A 21,949-nucleotide genomic window follows, 5' to 3' on the forward strand; every position below is an offset into this window, starting at 1 on the left:
GGACTAAACTGTTGCAAAGCTGCCACTTATTATGCGGAAACAGGCACATGCGCTAAAAATTGCTCAAAATTCTGCTGAGCCCGCGCGCAAGGCAAACTGCCGCTTAAATCCGATCCGGGCGCATGCTAGAGTTTAACGATGACCAGCGGCTCTGAAATCGTGAAGGACAGTCAAGACGGCGTGCGGGATCGCAGGATCGCCTCGCTGACGCAGACGCTTGGAGATCGCTCCATCGTTCTCGTCGGCTTCATGGGATCAGGCAAGACCTCGACCGGCCGGCGTCTGGCGCAACGCCTCGGACTGCCTTTTGTCGACGCCGATGTGGAGATCGAGGCGGCGGCGGGCATGACGATCGCCGAGATTTTCGCCAAGCACGGCGAGCCTTCGTTTCGTGATGGAGAGCGCCGCGTCATGGCGCGCATTCTCGAGGACGGCCCTCGCGTGATCGCAACCGGCGGCGGCGCCTTTCTGAACGAGGAGACGCGGGCGCGAATCGCCAAGCGGGGCGTCTCGGTCTGGCTGAAGGCCGACCCCGAGGTGCTCTGGCGACGCGTGCGCAAACGCTCGCATCGTCCCCTGCTGCAAAGTCCAGACCCCGAAAAAACTTTGCGTACGCTGCTCGAGCAACGCTATCCTCATTACGCGCGCGCTGATGTCACAGTGATATCCCGCGACGGGCCGCATGAGCTGGCGGTGGAGGAAATCATCTGCGCCATTGAGTTTTTCATGCGCTTTTCGCCTGACCCCCCGCCCCTCACGCCCTCGAGACCAATGAACCTCTCTAAAACCTCCGCGCCGGCCCCGATTTCCCTCGCGACGGGAGAAGTGCTGTTCGACGCGTCCGGTTCGCCGCCTGGCGCGGCGCAAGGGCCAGATGGCCGGCCCCCGGCCGCAAAGGTTCGGGTCGATCTCGGCGCGCGCTCCTATGATATTCTGATCGCCTCCGGCCTTATCGCCGAAGCCGGCGGCCACATCCAGCGTCTCGCGCCCGGGGCCGCCTGCGCAATCGTCACCGACGCCAATGTCGCAGAAATCCATCTTGCCGGGCTGGAAGAATCTCTCGACAAGGAGGGCGTTCGCCATTCCGTCGTCATCGTGCCGCCTGGCGAGACGTCGAAGTCCTTCGCGACTTTCGCCGAGGTCTGCGACGCCGTCATCGCGGCGAAGCTGGAGCGTGGCGATCTGGTGATCGCGCTTGGCGGCGGCGTCATCGGCGATCTCGCCGGATTCGCGGCGGCCTCGATCCGGCGTGGCATGCGCTTCGTTCAGATCCCGACCAGCCTTCTCGCCCAGGTCGATTCCTCTGTCGGCGGCAAGACCGGCATCAATTCAGACCACGGCAAAAATCTCGTCGGCGCATTCCACCAGCCCTCTCTGGTGCTCGCCGACGCACATGCCTTGGAGACGCTGCCGGCGCGGGAATTTCGCGCCGGTTACGCGGAAGTCGTCAAATACGGCCTCATCGGCGACGCCGGCTTCTTCGGCTGGCTTCAGACGCATTGGCGCGGCGTCTTTTCAGGCGGCGCCGACCGTGTCCACGCCATCGCGACGAGTTGCCGCGCCAAGGCCGCCATTGTCGCCCGCGACGAGCATGAGCGAGGCGATCGCGCGCTGCTCAACCTCGGCCACACCTTCGGCCATGCGCTGGAGCGCATCAACCATTATGATGGCGCGCGGCTGGTGCATGGGGAAGGCGTCTCGATCGGCATGGCTCTGGCCTTCCGCTTTTCCGCAAAATTGGGCCTCTGCCCGTGGGGGGACGCAGACCGGGTCGAGGCGCATTTGCGCGAGGTCGGCCTGCCGACGCGGCTCGCCGACATCAAAGGCCTCGCCCTCGACGCCGGCCAGATCATTGAGGCCATGTATCAGGACAAGAAGGTCGAGCGCGGCGCCCTGACCTTCATCCTGGCGCGCGAAGTCGGCGATTGTTTTGTCGCGAAGTCGGTGGACGCCGAAGAGGTTCGGGCCTTTCTTCAAGACGAATTGAACACAGGAATTTAACATCATGCACGGCGCAGGCGCCGACGTTCTGCCGGTCTCATTGTGGATCGCAATCGCCACCATCCTTCTGTGCATCGCCCTATCGGCCTTTTTCTCCGGCTCCGAGACAGCGTTGACCGCGGCGTCCCGCGCGCGCATGCACGCATTGGAGAAGGGCGGGGATCGGCGGGCCGCTCTGGTCAATCGCCTTTTGTCCAGCCGCAACCGGCTGATCGGCGCGTGCCTGCTCGGCAATACGCTGGTCAATATCGGCTCTTCGGCCTTTACAACGAGCATTCTCGTCGCCCTGGTCGGCGATCGCGGCGCGATTTACGCAACCGGCATCATGACGGTGCTGCTCCTCGTCTTCGCCGAAGTCCTGCCCAAAACCGTGGCGATCAATTATCCCGACCGCATGTCGCTCCTCGTGGCGCGGACGCTGTCCTTCTTTGTCGCCATTTTCGGTCCGGTGCTGGTCGCCGTCGAAATCCTTGTGCGCAGCGTCCTGAAGCTTGCCGGCGTCGACGCCAGTCAGCAGCGCTCGATCCTCTCCGGCCATGAGGAACTGAAAAGCACTGTCGATCTCTTGCATGAGGAAGGCGGCGTCGCGCGATCCGATCGCGACATGTTTGGCGGCCTGCTCGATCTGCGCGATCTGGAGGTTTCCGACGTCATGGTGCATCGGACCAATATGCTGACGCTCAACGCCGATTCGCCGCCAGAGGAATTGATCCGCGAGATCGTCGAGGCGCCCTATTCGCGCTTGCCGATCTGGCGCGATGATCCCGAAAACATCATCGGCGTTCTGCACGCCAAGGATATTTTACGCGCGCTCGACGAAGCGGGCGGCAAACTCGAGCATTTCGATGTCGAAAGCATCGCGCTCAAACCCTGGTTCGTGCCGGACACGACGCCCGTGCAGGACCAGTTGCAGGCGTTTTTGAAGCGCAAGATGCATTTCGCGATCGTCGTCGATGAATATGGCGTCGTGATGGGACTTGTCACGCTGGAGGATATTCTCGAAGAGATCGTTGGCGATATTTCCGATGAGCACGATCTTGTCGTTCAGGGCGTCCGTCCGCAGGCGGACGGCTCAGTCACCGTCGAAGGGTCGGTGCCGATCCGCGACCTGAACCGGGTGATGGGCTGGAACCTGCCCGACGAAGAAGCGACAACGATCGCCGGCCTCGTCATTCACGAGGCGCGCGCGATCCCCGAATCGGGGCAGGTCTTTACTTTCCACGGCTTTCGCTTCGAGGTCGTGCGGAAAACCAAAAACCGGATCACTTTGCTGAGGATACTGCCGGCCTCCGCCGCGGAAAAGGCTGGTCTGGCTGCGCCGCGTTGACGGCAATATGCGTCGCCGCCTGAAGGCGTCGCGGGCTAGCGCTCAAGCTCCTTATCGACGCGCGGCCGGTCGCGCAGATCCAGTCACTGAGCTGTCCCTCTACCCGCGCCTCCCGTCATATGTCCACAGCTCCATTTCCTGCCTAATGAGAGAGTCCTTTTTTGCGCCAGCATATTTGAGCCAGCCGGACGACCGAAATACGGAGGAATGAAAAGGATTAAGGTAGAAAATGCGGATTGGCCGTGGATTGGATTCGATCGTTTTTTTGATGTTGTCCAACACTAACTGCAATGTTTGGGAGCCGAAGGGATTGTTGAGGAAAAATACCGTTCCATCGCTGTAATCCATCTGCGCCGCGTCGCCGCAACGCACCTCAATGGGTGATAAGCGACCGCTCAATTGTTCCGCGTTTGCCGTCGCTTTGGCGGCGAAGACCGGAGATAACTCGATCCCCACGGCTTTGGACACGCGCTTTCGCGCGACATAGCAAAGCACCCGTCCATTTCCGCATCCGATGTCGAAAAAGACATCGTCTGGCTTAAAGACAATGCGGCCGACGAACCAAAAGACAAGTAAATAACTGCAGGGTTGGTTCTGCGTGGCGTCGTCGAATTTTCCGGCTTTCTCGGAGGAAGAACCAACGTTCGCGGCAGGGTCAACTTCCGGAAGAGTGTTGATTCTCCAGCGCCAATCAATCAGACGATCCGCGGCGAGCCGCAGATTGCTGCGCAAACCGCTTAGAACCGGTGAATTCAAAATCGACATATCCGGGCTCTCTTGCTGGGGACGATAACCGCGATTCCATAGCTGCATTCAAACAATGGATTCAGCCGCACATAATCTACTTGATTGCCTGCCAAACCACGGGTTCGGGCAGCAAAACCTGTCGCGCGGGAGGGGCGGGCGAGCCAATGTCAATTGAGAAGCAAGCCGACCTGCGCGAAACGCCAATTTATACGGGTGAGATCGAGGGCGCCTGGCGTCAAGCGACACGCGCTTTGACCTTCGCGAAACCCGAGATGATAATTTTTCGAACTTTGGCCGCGAGGCGAGACATGTGCCCGGCCAGCAATGAAAATTCCGCGAGACGACCGCGTGGGCTGAGAAATATGATGCGCGTCTTGTGACGCGTCTCGCTATTCGCCCAACGCGCCTTATAACTACCCTCTAGTGGCCGGAAATCGAAATCGAGATCGTTGGCGTGTGACCATTTCACCAGGAATTCCACCAGCAAGGTTCCGACCGAATAGAGGCGAAATGCGTCATCATATGTCGTGAAAAAACCCTCGACGCATGACTTTCCAACCAAATTCACGGACGCTGCGACCGGAACGCCGTTCACCTTCACAAAGGCGACAAGCGGAATGGACGATAAATCCGTGTGACCGGCGAGCGCGACGAAGAAATCCTTCAATCGATCGTCTTCCAGGTACGGCGTATTCAGCCCGCGCGACTGAGACCACTGCCGCTTGTTCGCAAACAGCCAGGTCAGAACCGCCTCGGCGTCGTCGACCGTTGTACACCAGCCGATCTCAGTGCGACCGCTTGCGTTCAGTCGCTTAAGGTCGCGGCGCAAGTTTTCGCGAAGCGACCGCGGAAGAGTGGCGAGAAAGTCCTCCCATCGAGGTATCCCCCGCAGCCGTATCGCGTATCCAGGAAGCGAGCCGAGGCGGTGCGGCAAGAGGGGCAGCATCCAGGATTGCGGAGCCGCGTCCAGCGCCTCTTGCAGGACGCTGCCCTCCTCAACGAGAACAATCTCCAGAATGTCCGCATGAGCTTTCATGGCGGCGCTAACCGCCGCCGTGACGGCCTCCTTGTCCGCTCTGCCTCTGACGAGCGGTCCGCCATATTCTTCGCCGCTTCCGCATGTCAGACCCTTGGCGATCCGCAACAGACCCTTGCGATGGATGGCGAGCGGCCAGATCGCCAGCAAACCGCCATCGTCGTAGACCATCGCTATGTTGATCGGCGTGCTCTTGGCCAGCGCGCGCGCCGCGGCGACTTCGCAAAACCCATAAGTCGCGCATTGAGAATAGTCCTGCGCGGCGGCGGCGAGTTCCTCCCAGGCGCGGCGCAGGGCTTTGAAAGCGTCCAAATCTTCGATGGTTATGATTTCGCCCCGGAGGCGGTTTCCGCGGCCGGACGTCATGTCGTCGGGCATCTCGCCCTGTGGATCGAAGGCCGCTGGTTTGTGATCCATGCTTTGCATGATCGTCCCTCTGATTCTTTTGGCGTCGATCGAACGCGGGCGGGTTTGATCGACGCCATTCTGATTTTCCACGGGCCGGGGTTGTTGACGCGCGTCAACAGGGATCGGTTTCGGGATAAAAATATACTATACACTGCTGGCTGATATGGCAGGAATATTACAAATTGCGGACTACCGTCGGCGCGATTGACCGAGGAATATTATTCTAATTTTATGCCGCCATTCGGCATTATAATTTTTCGTCTTTTTGAGGGGCGCACATTGATCGAGATCTGATGCGCGCCCCAGCTCCGTCCGGCGCCGACTTGAGGCTTTGAAACAGTTCGTCGCAATTGCTTGCGCGCAGCCTCTCATGCGCGCTCCGGCCGAAGCGGGGTTCATTCAATGGTGCAAGAGTAGCAGAGGACTGGCCTTGGACAAATCGGCTTTCGATATCGTCGGCCGTTTTCTTCGGGCGCCCTTCTGCGCCGGGGCGCGCGCCGGTCGCGAACTTTGGCGGGCGTCGGAAAGATCTCGATGCTTTTTGCGGCGGGGCGCTCCAAATACAGAATATAAGCGGCCGGGGCGGACATTGAGGGCGCGCCGCGGCCTGTTTCGCAGACGATGGCTCGTGGCGGCGGGGCTGGCGCTGAGGCGGGACGAGATCTCGCCGCCTCCCTATATGTCAGGGAAGCGAGCGGGAAGGGGATCGAAGGTGCCGACGGATTTGAGGGATCAGGCGGATTTAGTGGCCGCGGAGAGGGGCAAGGCTTCCTCGCGCGCCTTTCGCGTCGGCCCGGAGCGCGGCGGCGAGCGGCTTGACCGGTTTCTCGCGGCCGAGGTTTCCGCCTGCGGACTTTCCCTGTCGCGCACGCGGCTGAAAGCGCTGATCGAGGCCGGCTGTGTCGCGGTCGATGACGCCTTGGTGACCGACGCCAGTTTTTGTGTGCGCGCGGGGCAGACCATCGGCCTCGAGGTTCCGGCGGCGACCGACGCCGCGCCTGTGGGACAGGACATCCCGCTCAATGTGGCGTTCGAGGATGATCATTTGCTCGTCATCGACAAGCCGGCGGGGCTGGTTGTCCATCCGGCGGCGGGGCATCTCGATGGGACGCTGGTCAATGCGCTGATCGCTCACTGCGGCGCGAGCCTGTCCGGCATCGGGGGAGTGAGGCGGCCGGGCATCGTGCACAGGCTCGACAAGGATACCTCGGGCTTGATGGTCGTCGCCAAGACCGATGAGGCGCATCATGGCCTGGCGAAGACCTTCGCCGACCACGGCAAGACTCTATCCCTGACACGCGAATATCTATGTTTGGCGTGGGGAACGCCGACGCGTGCGTCGGGCGTGATCGACGCGCCGCTTGGGCGTCACGCCGTTGACCGAGAAAAAATCGCTATTGTCCCAGAGGCGCGAGGGCGCCACGCCGTCACTCATTGGCGCGCGCTTGAACGCTTCGGCGCCGACGCCAGCCTGATCGCCTGCCGGCTCGAGACCGGCCGCACGCATCAGATCCGCGTGCATATGGCGAGCATGGGACATCCCCTTCTTGGCGATCCGGTCTACGGACAGGGCTTCAAAAGCAAAGCGGCGCGCCTTTCGCCGCAAGCGCAAGCGGCGCTGAAAGCTTTGGCGCGGCAGGCCCTGCACGCCGCCGTACTGGGCTTTGCGCACCCGGTGACGGGCGCCCCGCTCCACTTCGAAAGCGCGCCGCCGCGAGACATGCTGGATCTGCAGGCGGCTTTGGCGGCGGGGGCGAAATGATCGCAAAGGCAATCTTCCCGCACAGCCTCGCGCAAGCGGGACGAGCGATAATGACAAGCGTTGAGCGCGGCGCGCGGTTTCTCCTGGCGGCGGTCAGGCCTGTCTTCATTTTTCCGTTAATGTGAAACCTTAAAGGGGCGCCGCGCGTAGTGGTTATTGACTCTCTTAAACGGCCAACAGCCGTGCTTAAGAACCGCGCCCCAACGGCCGCCAATGTTGCGAAAATGTAATGCGCTGCAACATGGCGCGCCCCTTTCAGCACTGGTTCAGGCGCCATATATTCTGATGTTGTGTGGCTGACTCCTTGAGTGGCCGCGCCTGGGCCTGCCGAGACGGGGGTCCCCCTGGAGGTGGAAATTATGAGTGCTGCGCTGCCGATGATCTCAAGTGAGAGTGGGCTCGCTCGTTACTTGAATGAAATCAGACGGTTCCCCATGCTGGAGCCGCAGGAAGAATATATGCTGGCGAAAAGTTGGCGCGAACACGCCGACAAGGACGCCGCCCATAAGCTCGTGACGTCGCATCTGAGACTCGTCGCCAAAATCGCGATGGGTTACCGCGGCTATGGTTTGCCGATCAGCGAAGTCGTATCCGAAGGGAACGTCGGCTTGATGCAAGCCGTCAAACGCTTCGAGCCGGATAAGGGCTTTCGTCTCGCCACATACGCAATGTGGTGGATCCGCGCGTCAATTCAAGAGTATATCCTGCGCTCGTGGTCGCTCGTGAAGATGGGCACGACCGCAAGCCAGAAGAAACTCTTCTTCAACCTGCGTAAGGTGAAGAGTCAGATTTCGGCGCTGGAAGAAGGCGACCTCAAGCCTGACCATGTGGCGAAGATCGCGCACCGGCTCGGAGTTTCCGAGCAGGACGTCGTCGATATGAACCGGCGCATGTCGGGCGACGCTTCGCTCAACGCGCCCCTGCGCGAAGAGGGCGAGGGCGAGTGGCAGGATTGGCTCGTCGACGATAGCGCCAGCCAGGAGAACACGCTTCTCGATCGTGAGGAGAAAGACAATCGCCTCGGCGCCTTGCATAACGCGCTGGGCGTGTTGAACGATCGTGAGCGCCGCATTTTCGAGGCGCGCCGGCTGGCCGACGATCCGATGACGCTGGAGGCGCTCTCCGACGAATTCGATATCTCGCGCGAGCGTGTGCGGCAGATCGAAGTGCGCGCCTTTGAAAAGGTGCAGTCCGCCGTAAAGGCCGGCGTCGCGCGTATCGAGATGCAAACGCGGACGCCGCAGATCGCCGGGCCGGCCGCGTAGGCCTCGCGCCGTCGATCCGCTCTGGCTTTGTTGGAGACAAATCGCGACCGCCTCCCGCGAGGCGGTCGCGATTTTTTGATGGATGGCTTCACGAAAGCCGCGCTGATACGCTCATATGTGACGGGGCCTTAAGCGCTCTTTGAACCCTTCTGCATGGTTGTGCCATGCTTTCCGCGGCGCGAGAGAAATGATCGATCTGTTTTATTGGACGACGCCGAACGGGCACAAGATCACGCTTTTTCTTGAAGAGGCCGGACTGCCCTATGCGATCCATCCGGTCAATATCGGCAAGGGGGAGCAATTCACGCCCGAATTCCTGGCGATCGCGCCGAACAACCGCATTCCCGCGATCATCGATCGTGATCCGAATGATGGGCGCGCGCCCGTGCCGGTCTTCGAATCCGGCGCGATTTTACTCTACCTTGCCGAAAAAACAGGCAAATTCCTGAGCCGGGACCTTCGCGCAAGGGTAGCGACGCTCGAATGGCTGTTCTGGCAAATGGGCGGCCTCGGGCCGATGGCCGGGCAGAATCACCATTTCAACATTTATGCGCCGGAAAAAATTCCCTACGCGATCGAGCGGTATGTCAAGGAAACCAACCGGCTTTACAGCGTGCTGAACAAGCGCCTCGCGGGCCGGCCCTTTGTCGCCGGCGATTACTCGATCGCTGACATGGCGATCTATCCCTGGATCGTGCCGCACAAGAATCAGGGTCAGGATCTCGAGGATTTTCCTCACCTCAAAATCTGGTTCGAGACAATCGCGGCGCGGCCGGCGACCCTGCGGGCCTATGCGCTCGCCTCCACGATCAATCAGTTGCCGACCATCGCCGACGAAGAATCCCGCAAGATCCTGTTTGGGCAGACGGGTCGGGCTTGAACAGAGGCGCCCGCGCCCATGCGCGCGGGTCTTTATTTCCGGCCATTCCCGGCTTATATGCTGGCGCTCCGCGCTCAGGGAGAGAGGATGTTCCGAATCGGACCGTCTTCGTATCTCCTTGTCTGATCGCATTTTCTTGACGCAAAGCGCCAGCCGCTTCGCCTGAAAATGCTGTTGAGAGCGCTTGTGACGGAGAGGGGACGGGATTTTCGGGCATGGCCGGACATAGCCAATTCAAAAATATCATGCACAAGAAGGGCAAGCAGGATGCGATCCGCTCCAAGCTCTTCTCCAAACTCGCCCGCGAAATCACCGTCGCAGCCAAGCTCGGCCTGCCGGACCCCGCCATGAACGCCCGCCTGCGCGCCGCCGTCATCGCCGCGCGCGTCGAAAACATGCCGAAGGACAACATTGAGCGCGCCATCAAGAAAGCGTCCGGCGCCGACGCCGAAAACTACGATGAAGTGCGCTATGAAGGCTATGCCACGGGCGGCGTCGCCGTCATCGTCGAGGCCCTGACCGACAACCGCAATCGCACCGCGGGCGAGGTCCGCTCTTATTTCACCAAGGTCGGCGGATCCCTCGCCGAGACCGGCGCCGTGTCCTTCATGTTCGATCATGTCGGCCTCATCGAATTTCCGGCGAAGGCCGCCTCCGAAGAGGCGATGCTTGAAGCCGCTATCGAGGCCGGCGCGGACGACGTTCAATCAAACGAGGAAACGCATCAGATCATCACCTCGCTCGAGAGTTTGCGCGACGTCGCGCAGGCTCTGGAGAGCAAGTTCGGCGAACCGACGAAAGCCAGCCTGATCTGGAAGCCGCAGACGACGATCAGCGTGGATGATGAAGCGGGCGAAAAGATTCTGCGTCTCATCGGCCTCCTCGAGGACAATGACGACGTCCAGAATGTCTTTGCCAATTATGAAATTTCCGACGCGCTGGTGGCGAAGCTCGGCGGCTGATCGCGGCCGCTACTTCGATTTCGCCGCGAGATGCGCTTTGGCGAGCGCGCGCGCCGCGGCTTTGTCGGAGCTTTCGTCGAAGCGCTCGGGCGGCGCGGAGTCGAGCGCGAGCCCGGCCATGCGAATGATGGCGGCGCCGATTTCATTGATGTTTTGACGCAAAATGGTGTTTTCCTCGCGCTCGCTGGAAGCGGGCGCCGTTTCGCGCCCCGAGCTGAGGCGGCGCAGCGCCGCGAGCTCTTGAGCAAGACCGTCGGAACGCTCCCTCGCCGCGTCGAGATCCTGACGCGCGGCCGCGTCGGCGGCGTTCAGCCGCGCGATTTTCTCAACCAGCCGCCGCTCGACGGCGCGCGACGTCTCGATCTGCCGCCTGCGCCGCCGCAGCAGCTCCGCCTCTCTGTTTTGTGCGATCGTCAGAGCCTCTTCGCGGTCGGCGAGCTGCGCCGCCGTCGCCTTGAGCGTCGCCGCGCCGGCGTCGCGTTCGAGGCGCAGGGTCGCGAATTCGTCGGCCAGCCGGGCGATGTCGTTGCGGGCGGCCACGAGATGTGCCTGTTGCATCGTCACAAGCGCCTCAAAATCGGCCAAAGCTGCGCTTTGCTTTGCAGCCTGAGCCTTAGCCGTCGCGATTTCGCCGCGCAGCTGCGTCAGATCGCGCTCCTTCAGCTCGTTGAGGCCGTCCGCGCCATACAGCGCCGAGTTGGCGGCGGCGAGTTCAGCCTGCGCTTCGGCCAAGGCGATACGCGCCGCCGCGAGCTCAGCCGCCTGCTCGCGATAGCGACTTTCGAGCGCGGCGTGGTGATGGCTCTTTTCAACAAGCTGAATCGCCCTGCGGCCGAGCTCGGCCATGTCCTGCATGCGAATCGCATTGAGCGCCGCGGCTTTCTGTTCCATTTTTCGGCGTTCGACGGCGAATTCGGCGCGCAGGAGGTCGCGCTCGGCGATGATTTCCCGCGTCGACAACGGAACCAGCATTTCGAGCCGCCGCGTCGACAGGCGTATGGCGCGCCGCCAAAACGCCGGAGCGATCACGAGAGCGAGCAGCCCTGCGATCAGAAATCCAAGCGCGAATAGCATCGCCTGTTCGATCAAACCAGCACGCTCAACCCGGGGTCATGGGAGGACGAAGAGGACATTTGTATAAAATGATATCCAAATAAACCGTATGCGAAAAAGCCTTTGGCCGCAAAACCCAGCATTAATATGACTTTCGCCCAGCGCCCTGAAGCCGGCGCCCCGAAGTCTGCTCGCGGGCGCGCGGCTCGCCGATGACGCCGGCTCAATGCTCAGCTTTTCGGCAGAAGGACCGTGTCAATGACGTGGATGACGCCGTTTTTCTGGTTCACGTCCGAAATCGTCACAATCGCCCGGTCGCCCCTTGCGTCGATGATCTGAAGCCTGCGGCCATCCTGCACAATCGTGAGATCCTCGCCCTCAAGCGTCCTGAACGTCGCCTTTCCCTCCCCCTTCCGGATGGCGGCGACGAAATCCGCCACTGAAAACTTTCCCGCCAGCACGTGATAGGCCACGACGGCTTTTAGAGCCGCGGCATTCTCAGGCTTCAGCAGGGCGTCGGCTGTCGCTTTCGTTAGGTTCAGGAAAGCTCTGTTGACGGGCGCAAAAACGGTGAAAGGGCCGGTTTCCGCCAGAGTCCCGGCGAGCCCCGAGGTTTCGGCGTCCGCGACGAAACGGGTGTGATCCTTTGAAGTCGCGGCATTCTCGAGAATGGTCTTCGAGGCGTACATTGGCGCGCCGCCGACCTCGACCGACATATCAAATTCCGCATTCGCATTTTTTGTGCTGGAGGTCGCGCCGTCAGCCGGGGCGGCGGCTTCCGGCGCGGCGTCCTCGGCCCAAATAGGCGGCTGGCCCCCGAGCAGGACCAGAGCCGCGGCGAGCGGAAGAAAAAGCGGCTTCATCATCCTGTTCAGTCGCGGTTCCTGGCCCAGTCGATCCGTCATCGGCCGGATTGGGCCTCGGGTTTATATCAGCGCATCGCCGCGGAATGAAGCGTCGCCGCGGCGTCCGGCGCGATGTCGCGGCGGTGCTTCTGCATAGCGGCGACGCCGATCCACAGAACGGCGAGAATGACGAGAGCGGCGAGCCGCAGAACCTGCGCCAGCGTGTTGCCTTCAGCGCCCCTGCGCGGCGAGGAGCGGCGTTCGCGAGAGCCGGGGGTGGTGGAGGCAAGAGACATGGCGGCGCTCCTTCAGCTGGAGAAAAGGGCGACGCCATGCTGGGACGCCACGCGGGGCGGAGACGAAGAGGCGCGGGCCGCCCGCGTGTTGCGATATCCGCAAGCTAGGCGCGAGTTCTTTCCAGACCGTTAACCATAAGCATCTCATTTCAAGTCAATCTACGTCGTTTTGCGTTGGCTCATGGCGCTCGCCAATTCCTTCGTCAAAAGAGAGGAAATCAGTTAGTTTGACCGGATTGACCTCGGCCGACTCCCGCTCTCTGGTATGCAAAATGCTTATCCAAGGATAAGCGGCAAATAGCCGAACGATTCTCAGCAAGGAGCTCAAGCTATTGGGAGACGGGCGCTATTTCGACGAAATGACATTGGCGGGGGGCAAAGTCCGCCCCGTCTACAGCAAGATCGCGCGATGGCTCGGCGCAACCTCGACTGAGCACCTCGCCTCGCGCCGCGCCCAGGCCGAACTCTTGTTTCGACGCATGGGAATCACCTTCGCCGTTTATGGCGAAAAGGACGCCGGCGAGCGTCTCATTCCCTTCGACATCATCCCGCGCATCATGCTGCGTTCGGAATGGGCCAGGCTCGAGGCCGGCCTTCTCCAGCGCGTCAAGGCGCTGAACTGCTTTCTCAAAGACGTGTATGGCGCGCAGGAAATCATCAAGGCCGGCAAGATCCCCGCCGATCTCATCCTCAAAAACTCCGAGTTTCGCCCGGAAATGGTCGGTCGGCCGGTGCCCCATGATATTTATGTCCAGATCGCGGGGATTGATGTCGTGCGGACCGGCGAAGACGATTTCTATGTGCTCGAAGACAATGTCCGCACGCCGTCCGGCGTCTCCTATATGCTGGAAAACCGCGAGGTGATGATGCGGCTGATGCCGGATCTTTTCGCCGAGCATCGGGTCGCCCCCGTCGAGAATTATCCCGACGTGCTGCTGGCGGCGCTGCGCTCCGTCGCTCCGCTCGGGAGCAGCGGGCAATCGACCATCGCTCTCCTGACGCCCGGCCGCTTCAACTCGGCCTATTACGAACATTCGTTTCTGGCCGACAAGCTCGGCGTCGAGCTCGTCGAGGGACGCGATCTTTTTGTCGAAGACGACAAGCTTTACATGCGCACGACGCAGGGCGCGAAAAAGATCGACGTGCTCTACCGGCGCATCGACGATAATTTCATCGATCCTGAGGTGTTCAATCCCGATTCGGTGCTTGGCGTTCCGGGGTTGATGCGCGCCTATCACGCCGGCAACGTCACGCTCGCCAACGCGGTCGGCACGGGCGTCGCCGACGACAAGGCGATCTACACCTATGTGCCCGAGATCATTGAATTTTATCTCGGCGAGAAGGCGATTTTGAAGAACGTCCCGACCTGGCGCTGCCGCGAGCCGGAAGCCTTGCGCCATGTGCTCGCAAATCTTCCTGATCTCGTCGTCAAGGAGGTCAATGGATCGGGCGGATATGGCATGCTCGTCGGCCCGCGCGCGACCAAGGCGCAGATCGAGACTTTCGCCGCCAAACTGACGAAGGACCCGAACAATTTCATCGCTCAGCCGACGCTCGCGCTATCGACTACGCCGACCTTCTTCGACACAGGAATCGCGCCGCGTCACGTCGATCTGCGGCCCTTCGTTCTCACCGGCACTAACGGCGTTCGCGTGGTGCCGGGCGGCCTTACGCGCGTCGCCCTGATCGAAAACTCGCTTGTCGTCAATTCCAGTCAGGGCGGGGGCACCAAGGACACCTGGATCGTCGATGATTCGATTTTCGATGCGCCGGCGGCGTTTCAAAGCCAGAGTCAAAGCCAGAGCCAGCTCGCTTAAATTCGCAACCGGCCTCGCGGCGGCCGCCGATCGCGCCGCTCAGGATCTTGCCCACCTCTTGCTGCGTCTTTCCGATTTCCCGCCTATTTCCCAAAGCTCGTCGCCCATTGGACTTAAGAGAGGCTTAGAAGCAGGCAATGCTCTCCCGCACAGCTGATCACCTCTATTGGCTCGCCCGCTATGTCGAGCGCGCCGATTTCCTCGCCCGCATCGTCGAAGCGACGCAGCGTCTGGCGACCCTGCCGACGAATTATTCCGGGACCGGAACCGAATGGGAAAGCGCGCTCGAATCCTCTGGCGCGGCGGCCGGCTTTCGCGAGACGCGCGGCGCCGCCGCCGAGGAGCAGAGCGTCGTCGAATATCTCACCTTCGCGCCGGACAATCCGTCTTCGATCCGCAATTGCATCGAATTGGCGCGCACCAATGCGCGGGCGGTTCGCACCGCTCTCACCGTCGAAATGTGGGATGCGATCAACGGCGCCTGGATCGAGCTCAAGCGGTTTGAGGCCAATAATGCGTCGCGCGGCCAATATGACCGGCGCGAACTGTCGCGCTTCCTCGATTTTGTGAAAAAGACGTCCCTCGATTACGACGGCTCGGCCTATCGCACCATGCTGCGCAATGACGCCTTCTGGTTTTCGCGCCTTGGCCTTTACATCGAGCGCGCGGACAACACCGCCCGTATCCTCGACGTGAAGTATCATGTGCTGCTGCCGGAAAACGAAGCTGTCGGCGGCTCGCTCGATTATTTCCAATGGACTGCGATTTTGCGCGCCGTCTCGGCGCTGACCGCCTACCATTGGGTCTACCGCGAGAACGTGAAGCCCTGGCTCATCGCCGATCTTTTGATCCTGAAGCTCGAAATGCCGCGCTCGCTCATCGCCTGCTACGACAATATCGTTCATTTCCTCGATTCGATCGCCAAAGCCTATGGGCGCACCGGACCGGCGCAGAAACAGGCTCATGCCGTCATGCAGCGGCTCGAAAACGCGACGACGAGCGAAATTTTCAAGATCGGCCTGCATGAATTCATCACGGGCTTCGTTCAGGACAATGATCGTCTTGGAAATACGATCAGCGAGCAATATCTGCAGTATTAGCGCGCTTGATTATCGCGCTTGCAGCTTAGGCGCGGCGCCCGCCCGCCCCGACGGGCCCCGATTGGCGTCTCCGACCGAATCAATTCCGCTGGAGGCTTGCGCCGCCCCGCTGAAAGGGCTATATTCTTTTTATTCAATCTTCTCATAGCGTTTATCTTAGTCGGATGAATGCCGTATCGAGAGTGGGCCCGTCCGGACCCGCTCTTTTTTGTTGCCGACAAGACCCGCCGCGCATCGGCCGCGATATGCCCGTCAGATGTTTCGTTGGGGAATCGATAGAGTTTGGATCAAAGCACGAATTTGCAGGAAGAGCCGCGGACTTTGCTGGATGAGGCTCGCTTCGTCCTGGAAACCGGCGCCGCCGCGCGGATCGCCCATGTGGCGCAGCCGGTGCTCGCTGACCTTGGCTATCGTCTCGTCCGGGTCAAGCTCTCGGCGCAGGACGGCATGACTGTGCAGATCATGGCGGAGCGGCCCGACGGATCGATGACCGTCAATGATTGCGAGACGGTCAGCGCGGCTCTATCGCCGGTTCTCGATGTCGAGGATGTTGTCAGTCAGGCCTATCGGCTTGAAATTTCATCTCCTGGGATCGATCGGCCCTTGGTGCGGGCCTCCGATGTGCGGCGTGCAGTGGGGCAGGAGGCGCGCATCGAACTGCGCGTTGGCGTCGAGGGCCGCAAGCGTTTCCGCGGCGTGATCGCCGAGGTCGATGGCGATGGGGTTGAAGCGTCGGTCAAGCTTATGCGCAATGATGCGAAGCCCGGCGAAGATGTTGAGGCGATATTGCCGCTGCGCGACGTCGCCGAAGCCAAGCTCGTGCTGACGGAGGCTCTGATCCGAGAATCCTTGCGCGCGGCGAAGGCGGCGCTGGCGGAAGACGGCCCATCCGAAACGGAGGATGAGGACGCGGAAGAGAGCGCCGGAGCGCCGCTGCCGCAGCGCGGGCCAGGCCGCTTCGCCGCGCGTAACAGCGCCGCGAAAGCCAAGCCGCTTCTGCCGGCGGGCGTCAGATCCAAATTCAAACAAGCCAAATCGGGCAAACCGCAGGCGGGCGCGCGCCCTTCGCCTCCGCGCCCAATGCCGAAATAGGAGATGCAAGATGGCCGTTAGCGCCAACAGGCTCGAACTTTTGCAGATCGCCGACGCCGTCGCGCGCGAAAAGTCGATCGACCGGCAGATCGTTCTGACCTCGATGGAGGATGCGATCCAGAAGGCGGCGCGTTCGCGTTATGGGCAGGAGACCGAGGTTCGCGCCGAAATCAATCCGAAGACCGGCGAAATTCGCTTTTCCCGGCTTCTGCTCGTCGTCGACCAGATCGAAAATGACGCGATCCACATTACCCTCGCGGAAGCGCGCAAGAAGAATCCGGCCGCGCAGGTCGGCGACTGGATCGCCGAGACGCTGCCGCCCTTCGATTTCGGCCGCATTGCCGCCCAGTCGGCGAAACAGGTCATCGTTCAGAAGGTGCGCGAGGCCGAGCGCGACCGGCAGTATCAGGAATATAAGGATCGCATCGGCGATATCGTCAACGGCGTCGTCAAGCGCGTCGAATATGGCAATGTGATCATTGATCTTGGCCGCGGCGAAGCCACCATCCGCCGCGACGAGATGATCCCGCGCGAGATGTTCCGCCCTGGCGATCGCGCGAGAGCCTATGTCTATGACGTGCGCCGCGAGCAGCGGGGACCGCAGATTTTCCTGTCGCGCACGCATCCGCAGTTCATGGCCAAGCTGTTTCAGCAGGAAGTGCCGGAAATCTACGACAATATTATTCAGGTGAAATCGGTTGCGCGCGATCCGGGTTCGCGCGCCAAGATCGCGGTGATTTCGCGCGACGCCTCGATCGATCCGGTCGGCGCCTGCGTCGGCATGCGCGGCTCGCGCGTGCAGGCCGTCGTCAATGAACTTCAGGGCGAAAAGATCGACATCATCCCGTGGTCGCCTGACGCCGCCACCTTCATCGTCAATGCGCTGCAGCCGGCCGAAGTCGTCAAGGTGGTGCTCGACGAGGATTCCGCGCGTATTGAAGTTGTCGTGCCCGATGACCAATTATCATTAGCGATCGGACGGCGCGGCCAGAATGTCAGGCTTGCCTCGCAGTTGACCGGATGGGATATCGATATTCTCACCGAAGCCGAGGAATCGGAGCGCCGGCAGAAAGAATTCATCGAGCGCACCAATATCTTCATGAAGGCGCTCGACGTCGATGAGGTCGTTGGGCAATTGCTCGCCTCCGAGGGGTTCCGCTCCGTCGAGGAACTGGCCTTTGTCGAACCCGCCGAGCTTGCGACAATCGAGGGATTTGACGAAGACACCGCCTCCGAAATTCAGGCGCGGGCGCATGATTACCTCGCAAGGATCGAAGCCGAGCAGGATGCGCGCCGTATCGAACTTGGGGTCTCCGACGAACTGAGGGAGGTCGCCGGCGTCACCACGGCGATGCTGGTGAAGTTCGGCGAAAACGACGTCAAGACCGTCGAAGACCTCGCCGGCTGCGCCACGGACGACCTCATTGGCTGGACCGAGCGCAAGGACGGCGAGAGCGTGAAGCACGCCGGCTATCTCGATGGTTTCGAACTCAGCCGGGAGGAGGCCGAGACGATGATCATGACGGCGCGCGTGCACGCCGGTTGGATCGAGGCGGCGCCCGAGCCCGAGCCCGAGCCGGCGGCGGAGCAAGCGCCGGAAGAACAAGAAGACGGCGAGATCACGCACTGACCCCTGGCAGCCTTGGGTTTTGTGCGCGGGCGGCGATTTGGAGCATGGATGCTGGCGGAAGTCGAACCGAGCGATAGCGAGACCGGACCGGAGCGAACCTGCATCGTCACGCGGACGAAGGGTTCGCCGGGGGATATGATTCGATTTGTCGTCGGCCCGGGCGATGTCGTCGTTCCGGACATCAGGCAGAAATTGCCCGGGCGCGGCGTATGGGTTACAGCCAGCGAGCTTCGGGTCGCGGAAGCAGTGAAAAGGCAAGCTTTCGCGCGCGGCTTCAAAAAGAAGGTGCTCGCGTCTGAAGATTTGCCGGCGGAGATTGAGGCTTTGCTGACGCAAGATTGCTTGCAGGCGCTGTCGATCGCCAATAAAGCGGGGCAGATCGTAGCGGGATTTGGCAAGGTCGAGGAGGCGATCACGGGCGGCTCCATCGCGGGATTGGTCCACGCAGCGGATGGCGGAGCCGACGGGGCGCGCAAGCTCGGGCAGAGTCTGCGGCGGCGTTTCGGAGAGGGAGCTGTAAGGCCGCGCATCGCACTCTTTCGTTCAGATCAATTGGATTTGGCGTTAGGGCGGGCTAATGTGATACATGCAGCTTTACTGTCGGGATCCGCGAGCGAGGCCTTTCTCGCACGTTGCCGCCGGTTGGAGATGTACCGGCCGGCGGCGCTGGAGCCGCGGCCGGCGGATTTGGGTTTGGAAGACGATTGCGATTGAGGCGGAAGGTTTTCGTGCCGCGGGCGGCATGGAAAGGTTTTGCGAATTGAACTGGGGCTGTTGCGTCGTCGGGCGAGCGCCGTTTGTCTGCCGATGGGAGCATGATCCGGCAAGGGGCCGGTTCCTCTGGTTCACGGTCTGAAGCGAGTGTGGCGCGATCCATCCGAAAGATGGCTGATCTTTCGAATGGATCGAGAATTGAAGCGGGAAAATAGCGGCCGTGAACTCCGCCAGTGCGGAGCCTTCATGGTCTCGACGGCCGGCGCTGCCGGCTTATTGAATTTCGAATGGGCGCGAGCCCGGGAACGCAAGACTGATGAGTGAAACGAAGAACCCTGGTGACCATACGCTGAGCGTTTCCCCGACCAAGACGCTGTCGCTGAAGCGTCCGGTCGAGGCTGGCATTGTGCGCCAGAGCTTTTCGCATGGTCGCAGCAAGGCGGTCGTCGTCGAGAAGGTAAAGCGCCGCGCGCTGGGAAGCGAGCCGCACCCGCTGCGCGAGAGCGCCGCGCCGGAGCCGGCTCAGCCCGCCGTCGCGCCGCAGCCGCCGCGTCCGCAACAGCAACAGAAGCCGCAGCGTCCGCAGGGCGGGCCGCCGCGCTCGTCGTCCGGCGTCATCCTGCGGTCGCTGACGGAGGAGGAGCGCGAGGCGCGCTCCCGCGCTCTGTCGGGGGCGCATGAACGCGAGATCGAAGAGCGCAAGCGCGCTGAAATCGAAGCCAAGGCCCGTGAGGAGCGCGAGGCGCGTGAACGCGAGGAGCGCGCCGCCGCCGAAGCGCGCAAGCGCGAGGAGGAAGCGCGCCGCGTTCTCGAGGCGGAATCGAAGCGCCGGTCGGAACAGGAAGCCAAGCGGCGTCTCGCCGGTGGCGAACCCGCGCCGGCTCCAACGGGCGGGGCGCCGCGCAAAGCGCCGGCCCCCGTCTCGGCGCCAGCCTCAACCACGCCGGCGGGCGCGCCGGCCGCGCAGGGTCAGCCAGGACCGGCCGGCCTCGCCGCTGTCGCCCGCCCCGCGTCGGCCGAGGAAGACGAGGCCAAACGCATCATCCGCCGTCCGGGCATGCCGACGAAGGTCATCGTCGCGCGCCCGGTCAAGGGCGCCGAGCAAAAGAGCCGCGGCCGTCTCACGGTCGCCAGCGCGACGGGGGACGAAGAAGAGCGCACGCGCTCGATCGCGGCCTTCCGCCGCCGCACCCAGCGGCTGAAGGGCCATGTCAGCGAGACCAAGGAAAAGCTGGCGCGCGAAGTCGTCCTGCCTGAGACGATCACCATCCAGGAACTCGCCAACCGCATGTCGGAGCGCGCGGTCGACGTCATCAAGCTGATGATGAAGCAGGGCCAGATGGCGAAGATCACCGATGTGATCGACGCCGATACGGCGCAGCTGATCGCCGAGGAGCTCGGCCACACGGTCAAACGTGTCGCCGAATCCGACGTGGAAGAAGGCCTGTTCGATACGCCGGACGCCGACGGACATCAGGTTCCGCGCCCGCCGGTCGTCACGATCATGGGCCATGTCGATCACGGCAAGACCTCGCTGCTCGATGCGATGCGCCACGCCAATGTCGTTTCCGGCGAGGCGGGCGGCATTACGCAGCACATCGGCGCCTATCAGATCGTCGCCTCCAACGGAGTGCCGGTGACCTTCATCGACACGCCCGGCCACGCCGCCTTCACGGCGATGCGCGCGCGCGGCGCCAAGGTCACCGATATCGTCGTGCTGGTCGTCGCCGCCGATGATGGCGTGATGCCGCAGACGGCTGAAGCCATTGCCCACGCCCGCGCCGCGAATGTGCCGATCATCGTGGCGATCAACAAGATCGACAAGCCGGACGCCAAGCCCGAGCGCGTGCGCAGCGAATTGCTGCAGTATGAAGTGCAGGTCGAATCGCTCGGCGGCGACACGCTCGAGGTCGAGGTTTCGGCGACGAAGAAGATCAATCTCGACAAGCTCGTCGACCTCATCGCCCTGCAGGCCGAACTCCTCGACCTCAAGGCGAACCCCGATCGTCCCGCCGAAGGAACGGTCATCGAGGCGCGGCTCGACAAGGGCCGCGGCCCCGTCGCGACCGTGCTGGTGCAGCGCGGCACGCTGCGGGTCGGAGACCTCATCGTCGGCGGTTCGCAATGGGGCAAGGTGCGCGCCCTGCTCGACGACAAGGGCGAGGCGCGGCACGAGGCCGGTCCGTCGATGCCGGTCGAGGTTCTGGGCTTCTCGGGTTCGCCCGAGGCCGGTGATCGCGTCGCCGTGGTGGAGAATGAAGCGAGAGCCCGCGAAATTGCCGAATATCGCGACCGCCAGAAGCGCGAGCAGGCCGCGGCGCGGGGCAATCTGGCGCGCGGTTCGCTCGCCGACATGATGAGCCAGCTGAAGACGGCTGGGCGCAAGGAGTTCCCGCTCGTCATCAAAGGCGACGTCCAGGGGTCGGTCGAGGCGATTATCGCGACGCTCGAGAAGCTCAACACGGATGAAGTCGCGGCGCGCGTCATTCACGCGGGCGTCGGCGGCATCACCGAATCCGACGTCACTTTGGCCGAGGCTTCGGGAGCGGCGCTGATCGGCTTCAACGTCCGCGCCCATAAGGAAGGGCGCCAGCTGGCCGAACAGTCAGGTCTGGAAATCCGCTACTACAACATCATCTATAATCTCGTAGATGATGTAAAAGCCGCGATGTCCGGCCTTCTCGCACCCACTTTGCGCGAGGAAATGCTTGGCAACGCGGAAATACTCGAGGTTTTCAATATTTCGAAAGTCGGCAAGGTGGCCGGCTGCCGGGTCACGGATGGAACCGTGCAGCGCGGCGCCAATGTCCGGCTCATCCGCGACAATGTGGTCGTGCACGAAGGCAAGCTATCGACGCTCAAGCGCTTCAAGGACGAGGTCAAGGAAGTCGTCGCCGGTCAGGAGTGCGGCATGGCTTTCGAGAGCTACCAGGACATGCGCGCGGGCGACGTCATCGAATGCTATCGCATCGAGGAGATTCAGCGCTCGCTGTAAGGCGGCCGCCAGCGATGCG

The 21,949-nt window shown here is 62.0% G+C and carries 17 protein-coding genes; 12 read left to right on the forward strand and 5 right to left on the reverse strand.

Annotation, left to right across the window (positions count from 1 at the left end; genetic code table 11):
* Window positions 1–138 precede the first annotated feature (138 nt).
* Window positions 139–2,001: a 3-dehydroquinate synthase gene (aroB, locus tag MPC4_RS00820; protein ID WP_174510856.1), complete on the forward strand. Its 1,863-nt coding sequence runs from the start codon at window positions 139–141 to the stop codon at window positions 1,999–2,001.
* Window positions 2,002–2,005: 4 nt separating this feature from the next.
* A complete protein-coding gene (locus tag MPC4_RS00825; RefSeq protein WP_174510857.1) occupies window positions 2,006–3,328 on the forward strand; it encodes an HlyC/CorC family transporter in 1,323 nt (440 codons plus the stop codon).
* 99 nt (window positions 3,329–3,427) lie between these two features.
* Here the strand turns inward: MPC4_RS00825 and MPC4_RS00830 are convergent, their stop codons facing one another.
* Window positions 3,428–4,093 (reverse strand): class I SAM-dependent methyltransferase, encoded by a 666-nt coding sequence (locus tag MPC4_RS00830; protein ID WP_174510858.1) that lies wholly within the window; start codon window positions 4,091–4,093, stop codon window positions 3,428–3,430.
* Between the two features lie 217 nt (window positions 4,094–4,310).
* Complete coding sequence (locus MPC4_RS00835; RefSeq protein WP_210253569.1) at window positions 4,311–5,528, reverse strand: GNAT family N-acetyltransferase; 1,218 nt, start codon at window positions 5,526–5,528, stop codon at window positions 4,311–4,313.
* Window positions 5,529–6,264: 736 nt separating this feature from the next.
* Between MPC4_RS00835 and MPC4_RS00840 the strand changes: the two genes are divergently transcribed.
* From MPC4_RS00840 to MPC4_RS00855, 4 genes are all read left to right on the forward strand, one after another.
* Complete coding sequence (locus tag MPC4_RS00840) at window positions 6,265–7,281, forward strand: RluA family pseudouridine synthase (protein ID WP_244628769.1); 1,017 nt, start codon at window positions 6,265–6,267, stop codon at window positions 7,279–7,281.
* Window positions 7,282–7,640: 359 nt separating this feature from the next.
* Complete coding sequence (rpoH, locus tag MPC4_RS00845) at window positions 7,641–8,546, forward strand: RNA polymerase sigma factor RpoH (protein ID WP_174510859.1); 906 nt, start codon at window positions 7,641–7,643, stop codon at window positions 8,544–8,546.
* A gap of 187 nt (window positions 8,547–8,733) precedes the next feature.
* Window positions 8,734–9,426 (forward strand): glutathione binding-like protein, encoded by a 693-nt coding sequence (locus tag MPC4_RS00850; protein ID WP_174510860.1) that lies wholly within the window; start codon window positions 8,734–8,736, stop codon window positions 9,424–9,426.
* Window positions 9,427–9,641: 215 nt separating this feature from the next.
* Complete coding sequence (locus MPC4_RS00855) at window positions 9,642–10,388, forward strand: YebC/PmpR family DNA-binding transcriptional regulator (RefSeq protein WP_134489900.1); 747 nt, start codon at window positions 9,642–9,644, stop codon at window positions 10,386–10,388.
* Window positions 10,389–10,397: 9 nt separating this feature from the next.
* Here MPC4_RS00855 and MPC4_RS00860 read toward each other — a convergent pair whose 3' ends face one another.
* From MPC4_RS00860 to MPC4_RS00870, 3 genes are all read right to left on the reverse strand, one after another.
* The gene (locus tag MPC4_RS00860; RefSeq protein WP_174510861.1) at window positions 10,398–11,462 is read right to left on the reverse strand and encodes a coiled-coil domain-containing protein; all 1,065 of its coding nucleotides are present in this window, start codon (window positions 11,460–11,462) and stop codon (window positions 10,398–10,400) included.
* A 209-nt stretch (window positions 11,463–11,671) separates the two neighbouring features.
* The gene (locus MPC4_RS00865; protein WP_174510862.1) at window positions 11,672–12,304 is read right to left on the reverse strand and encodes a fasciclin domain-containing protein; all 633 of its coding nucleotides are present in this window, start codon (window positions 12,302–12,304) and stop codon (window positions 11,672–11,674) included.
* Between the two features lie 68 nt (window positions 12,305–12,372).
* Complete coding sequence (locus MPC4_RS00870) at window positions 12,373–12,582, reverse strand: hypothetical protein (protein WP_134489894.1); 210 nt, start codon at window positions 12,580–12,582, stop codon at window positions 12,373–12,375.
* Between the two features lie 359 nt (window positions 12,583–12,941).
* Between MPC4_RS00870 and MPC4_RS00875 the strand changes: the two genes are divergently transcribed.
* The 6 genes from MPC4_RS00875 to infB all read left to right on the forward strand — a co-directional run bounded on the left by MPC4_RS00875 (window position 12,942) and on the right by infB (window position 21,930).
* The gene (locus MPC4_RS00875) at window positions 12,942–14,399 is read left to right on the forward strand and encodes a circularly permuted type 2 ATP-grasp protein (protein WP_174511084.1); all 1,458 of its coding nucleotides are present in this window, start codon (window positions 12,942–12,944) and stop codon (window positions 14,397–14,399) included.
* Between the two features lie 137 nt (window positions 14,400–14,536).
* Complete coding sequence (locus tag MPC4_RS00880; protein WP_174510863.1) at window positions 14,537–15,499, forward strand: alpha-E domain-containing protein; 963 nt, start codon at window positions 14,537–14,539, stop codon at window positions 15,497–15,499.
* 321 nt (window positions 15,500–15,820) lie between these two features.
* Window positions 15,821–16,591, forward strand: coding sequence for a ribosome maturation factor RimP (gene rimP / locus MPC4_RS00885; protein WP_244628770.1), 771 nt, complete (start codon window positions 15,821–15,823; stop codon window positions 16,589–16,591).
* 10 nt (window positions 16,592–16,601) lie between these two features.
* Window positions 16,602–18,221: a transcription termination factor NusA gene (gene nusA / locus MPC4_RS00890; RefSeq protein ID WP_174510865.1), complete on the forward strand. Its 1,620-nt coding sequence runs from the start codon at window positions 16,602–16,604 to the stop codon at window positions 18,219–18,221.
* A gap of 48 nt (window positions 18,222–18,269) precedes the next feature.
* A complete protein-coding gene (locus MPC4_RS00895; RefSeq protein ID WP_174510866.1) occupies window positions 18,270–18,935 on the forward strand; it encodes an RNA-binding protein in 666 nt (221 codons plus the stop codon).
* Between the two features lie 316 nt (window positions 18,936–19,251).
* The gene (gene infB, locus MPC4_RS00900) at window positions 19,252–21,930 is read left to right on the forward strand and encodes a translation initiation factor IF-2 (protein ID WP_174510867.1); all 2,679 of its coding nucleotides are present in this window, start codon (window positions 19,252–19,254) and stop codon (window positions 21,928–21,930) included.
* The last annotated feature ends 19 nt before the right edge of the window (window positions 21,931–21,949 follow it).

Origin of the sequence: Methylocella tundrae (genome assembly GCF_901905185.1) — a bacterium.
Lineage (GTDB): Bacteria > Pseudomonadota > Alphaproteobacteria > Rhizobiales > Beijerinckiaceae > Methylocapsa > Methylocapsa tundrae.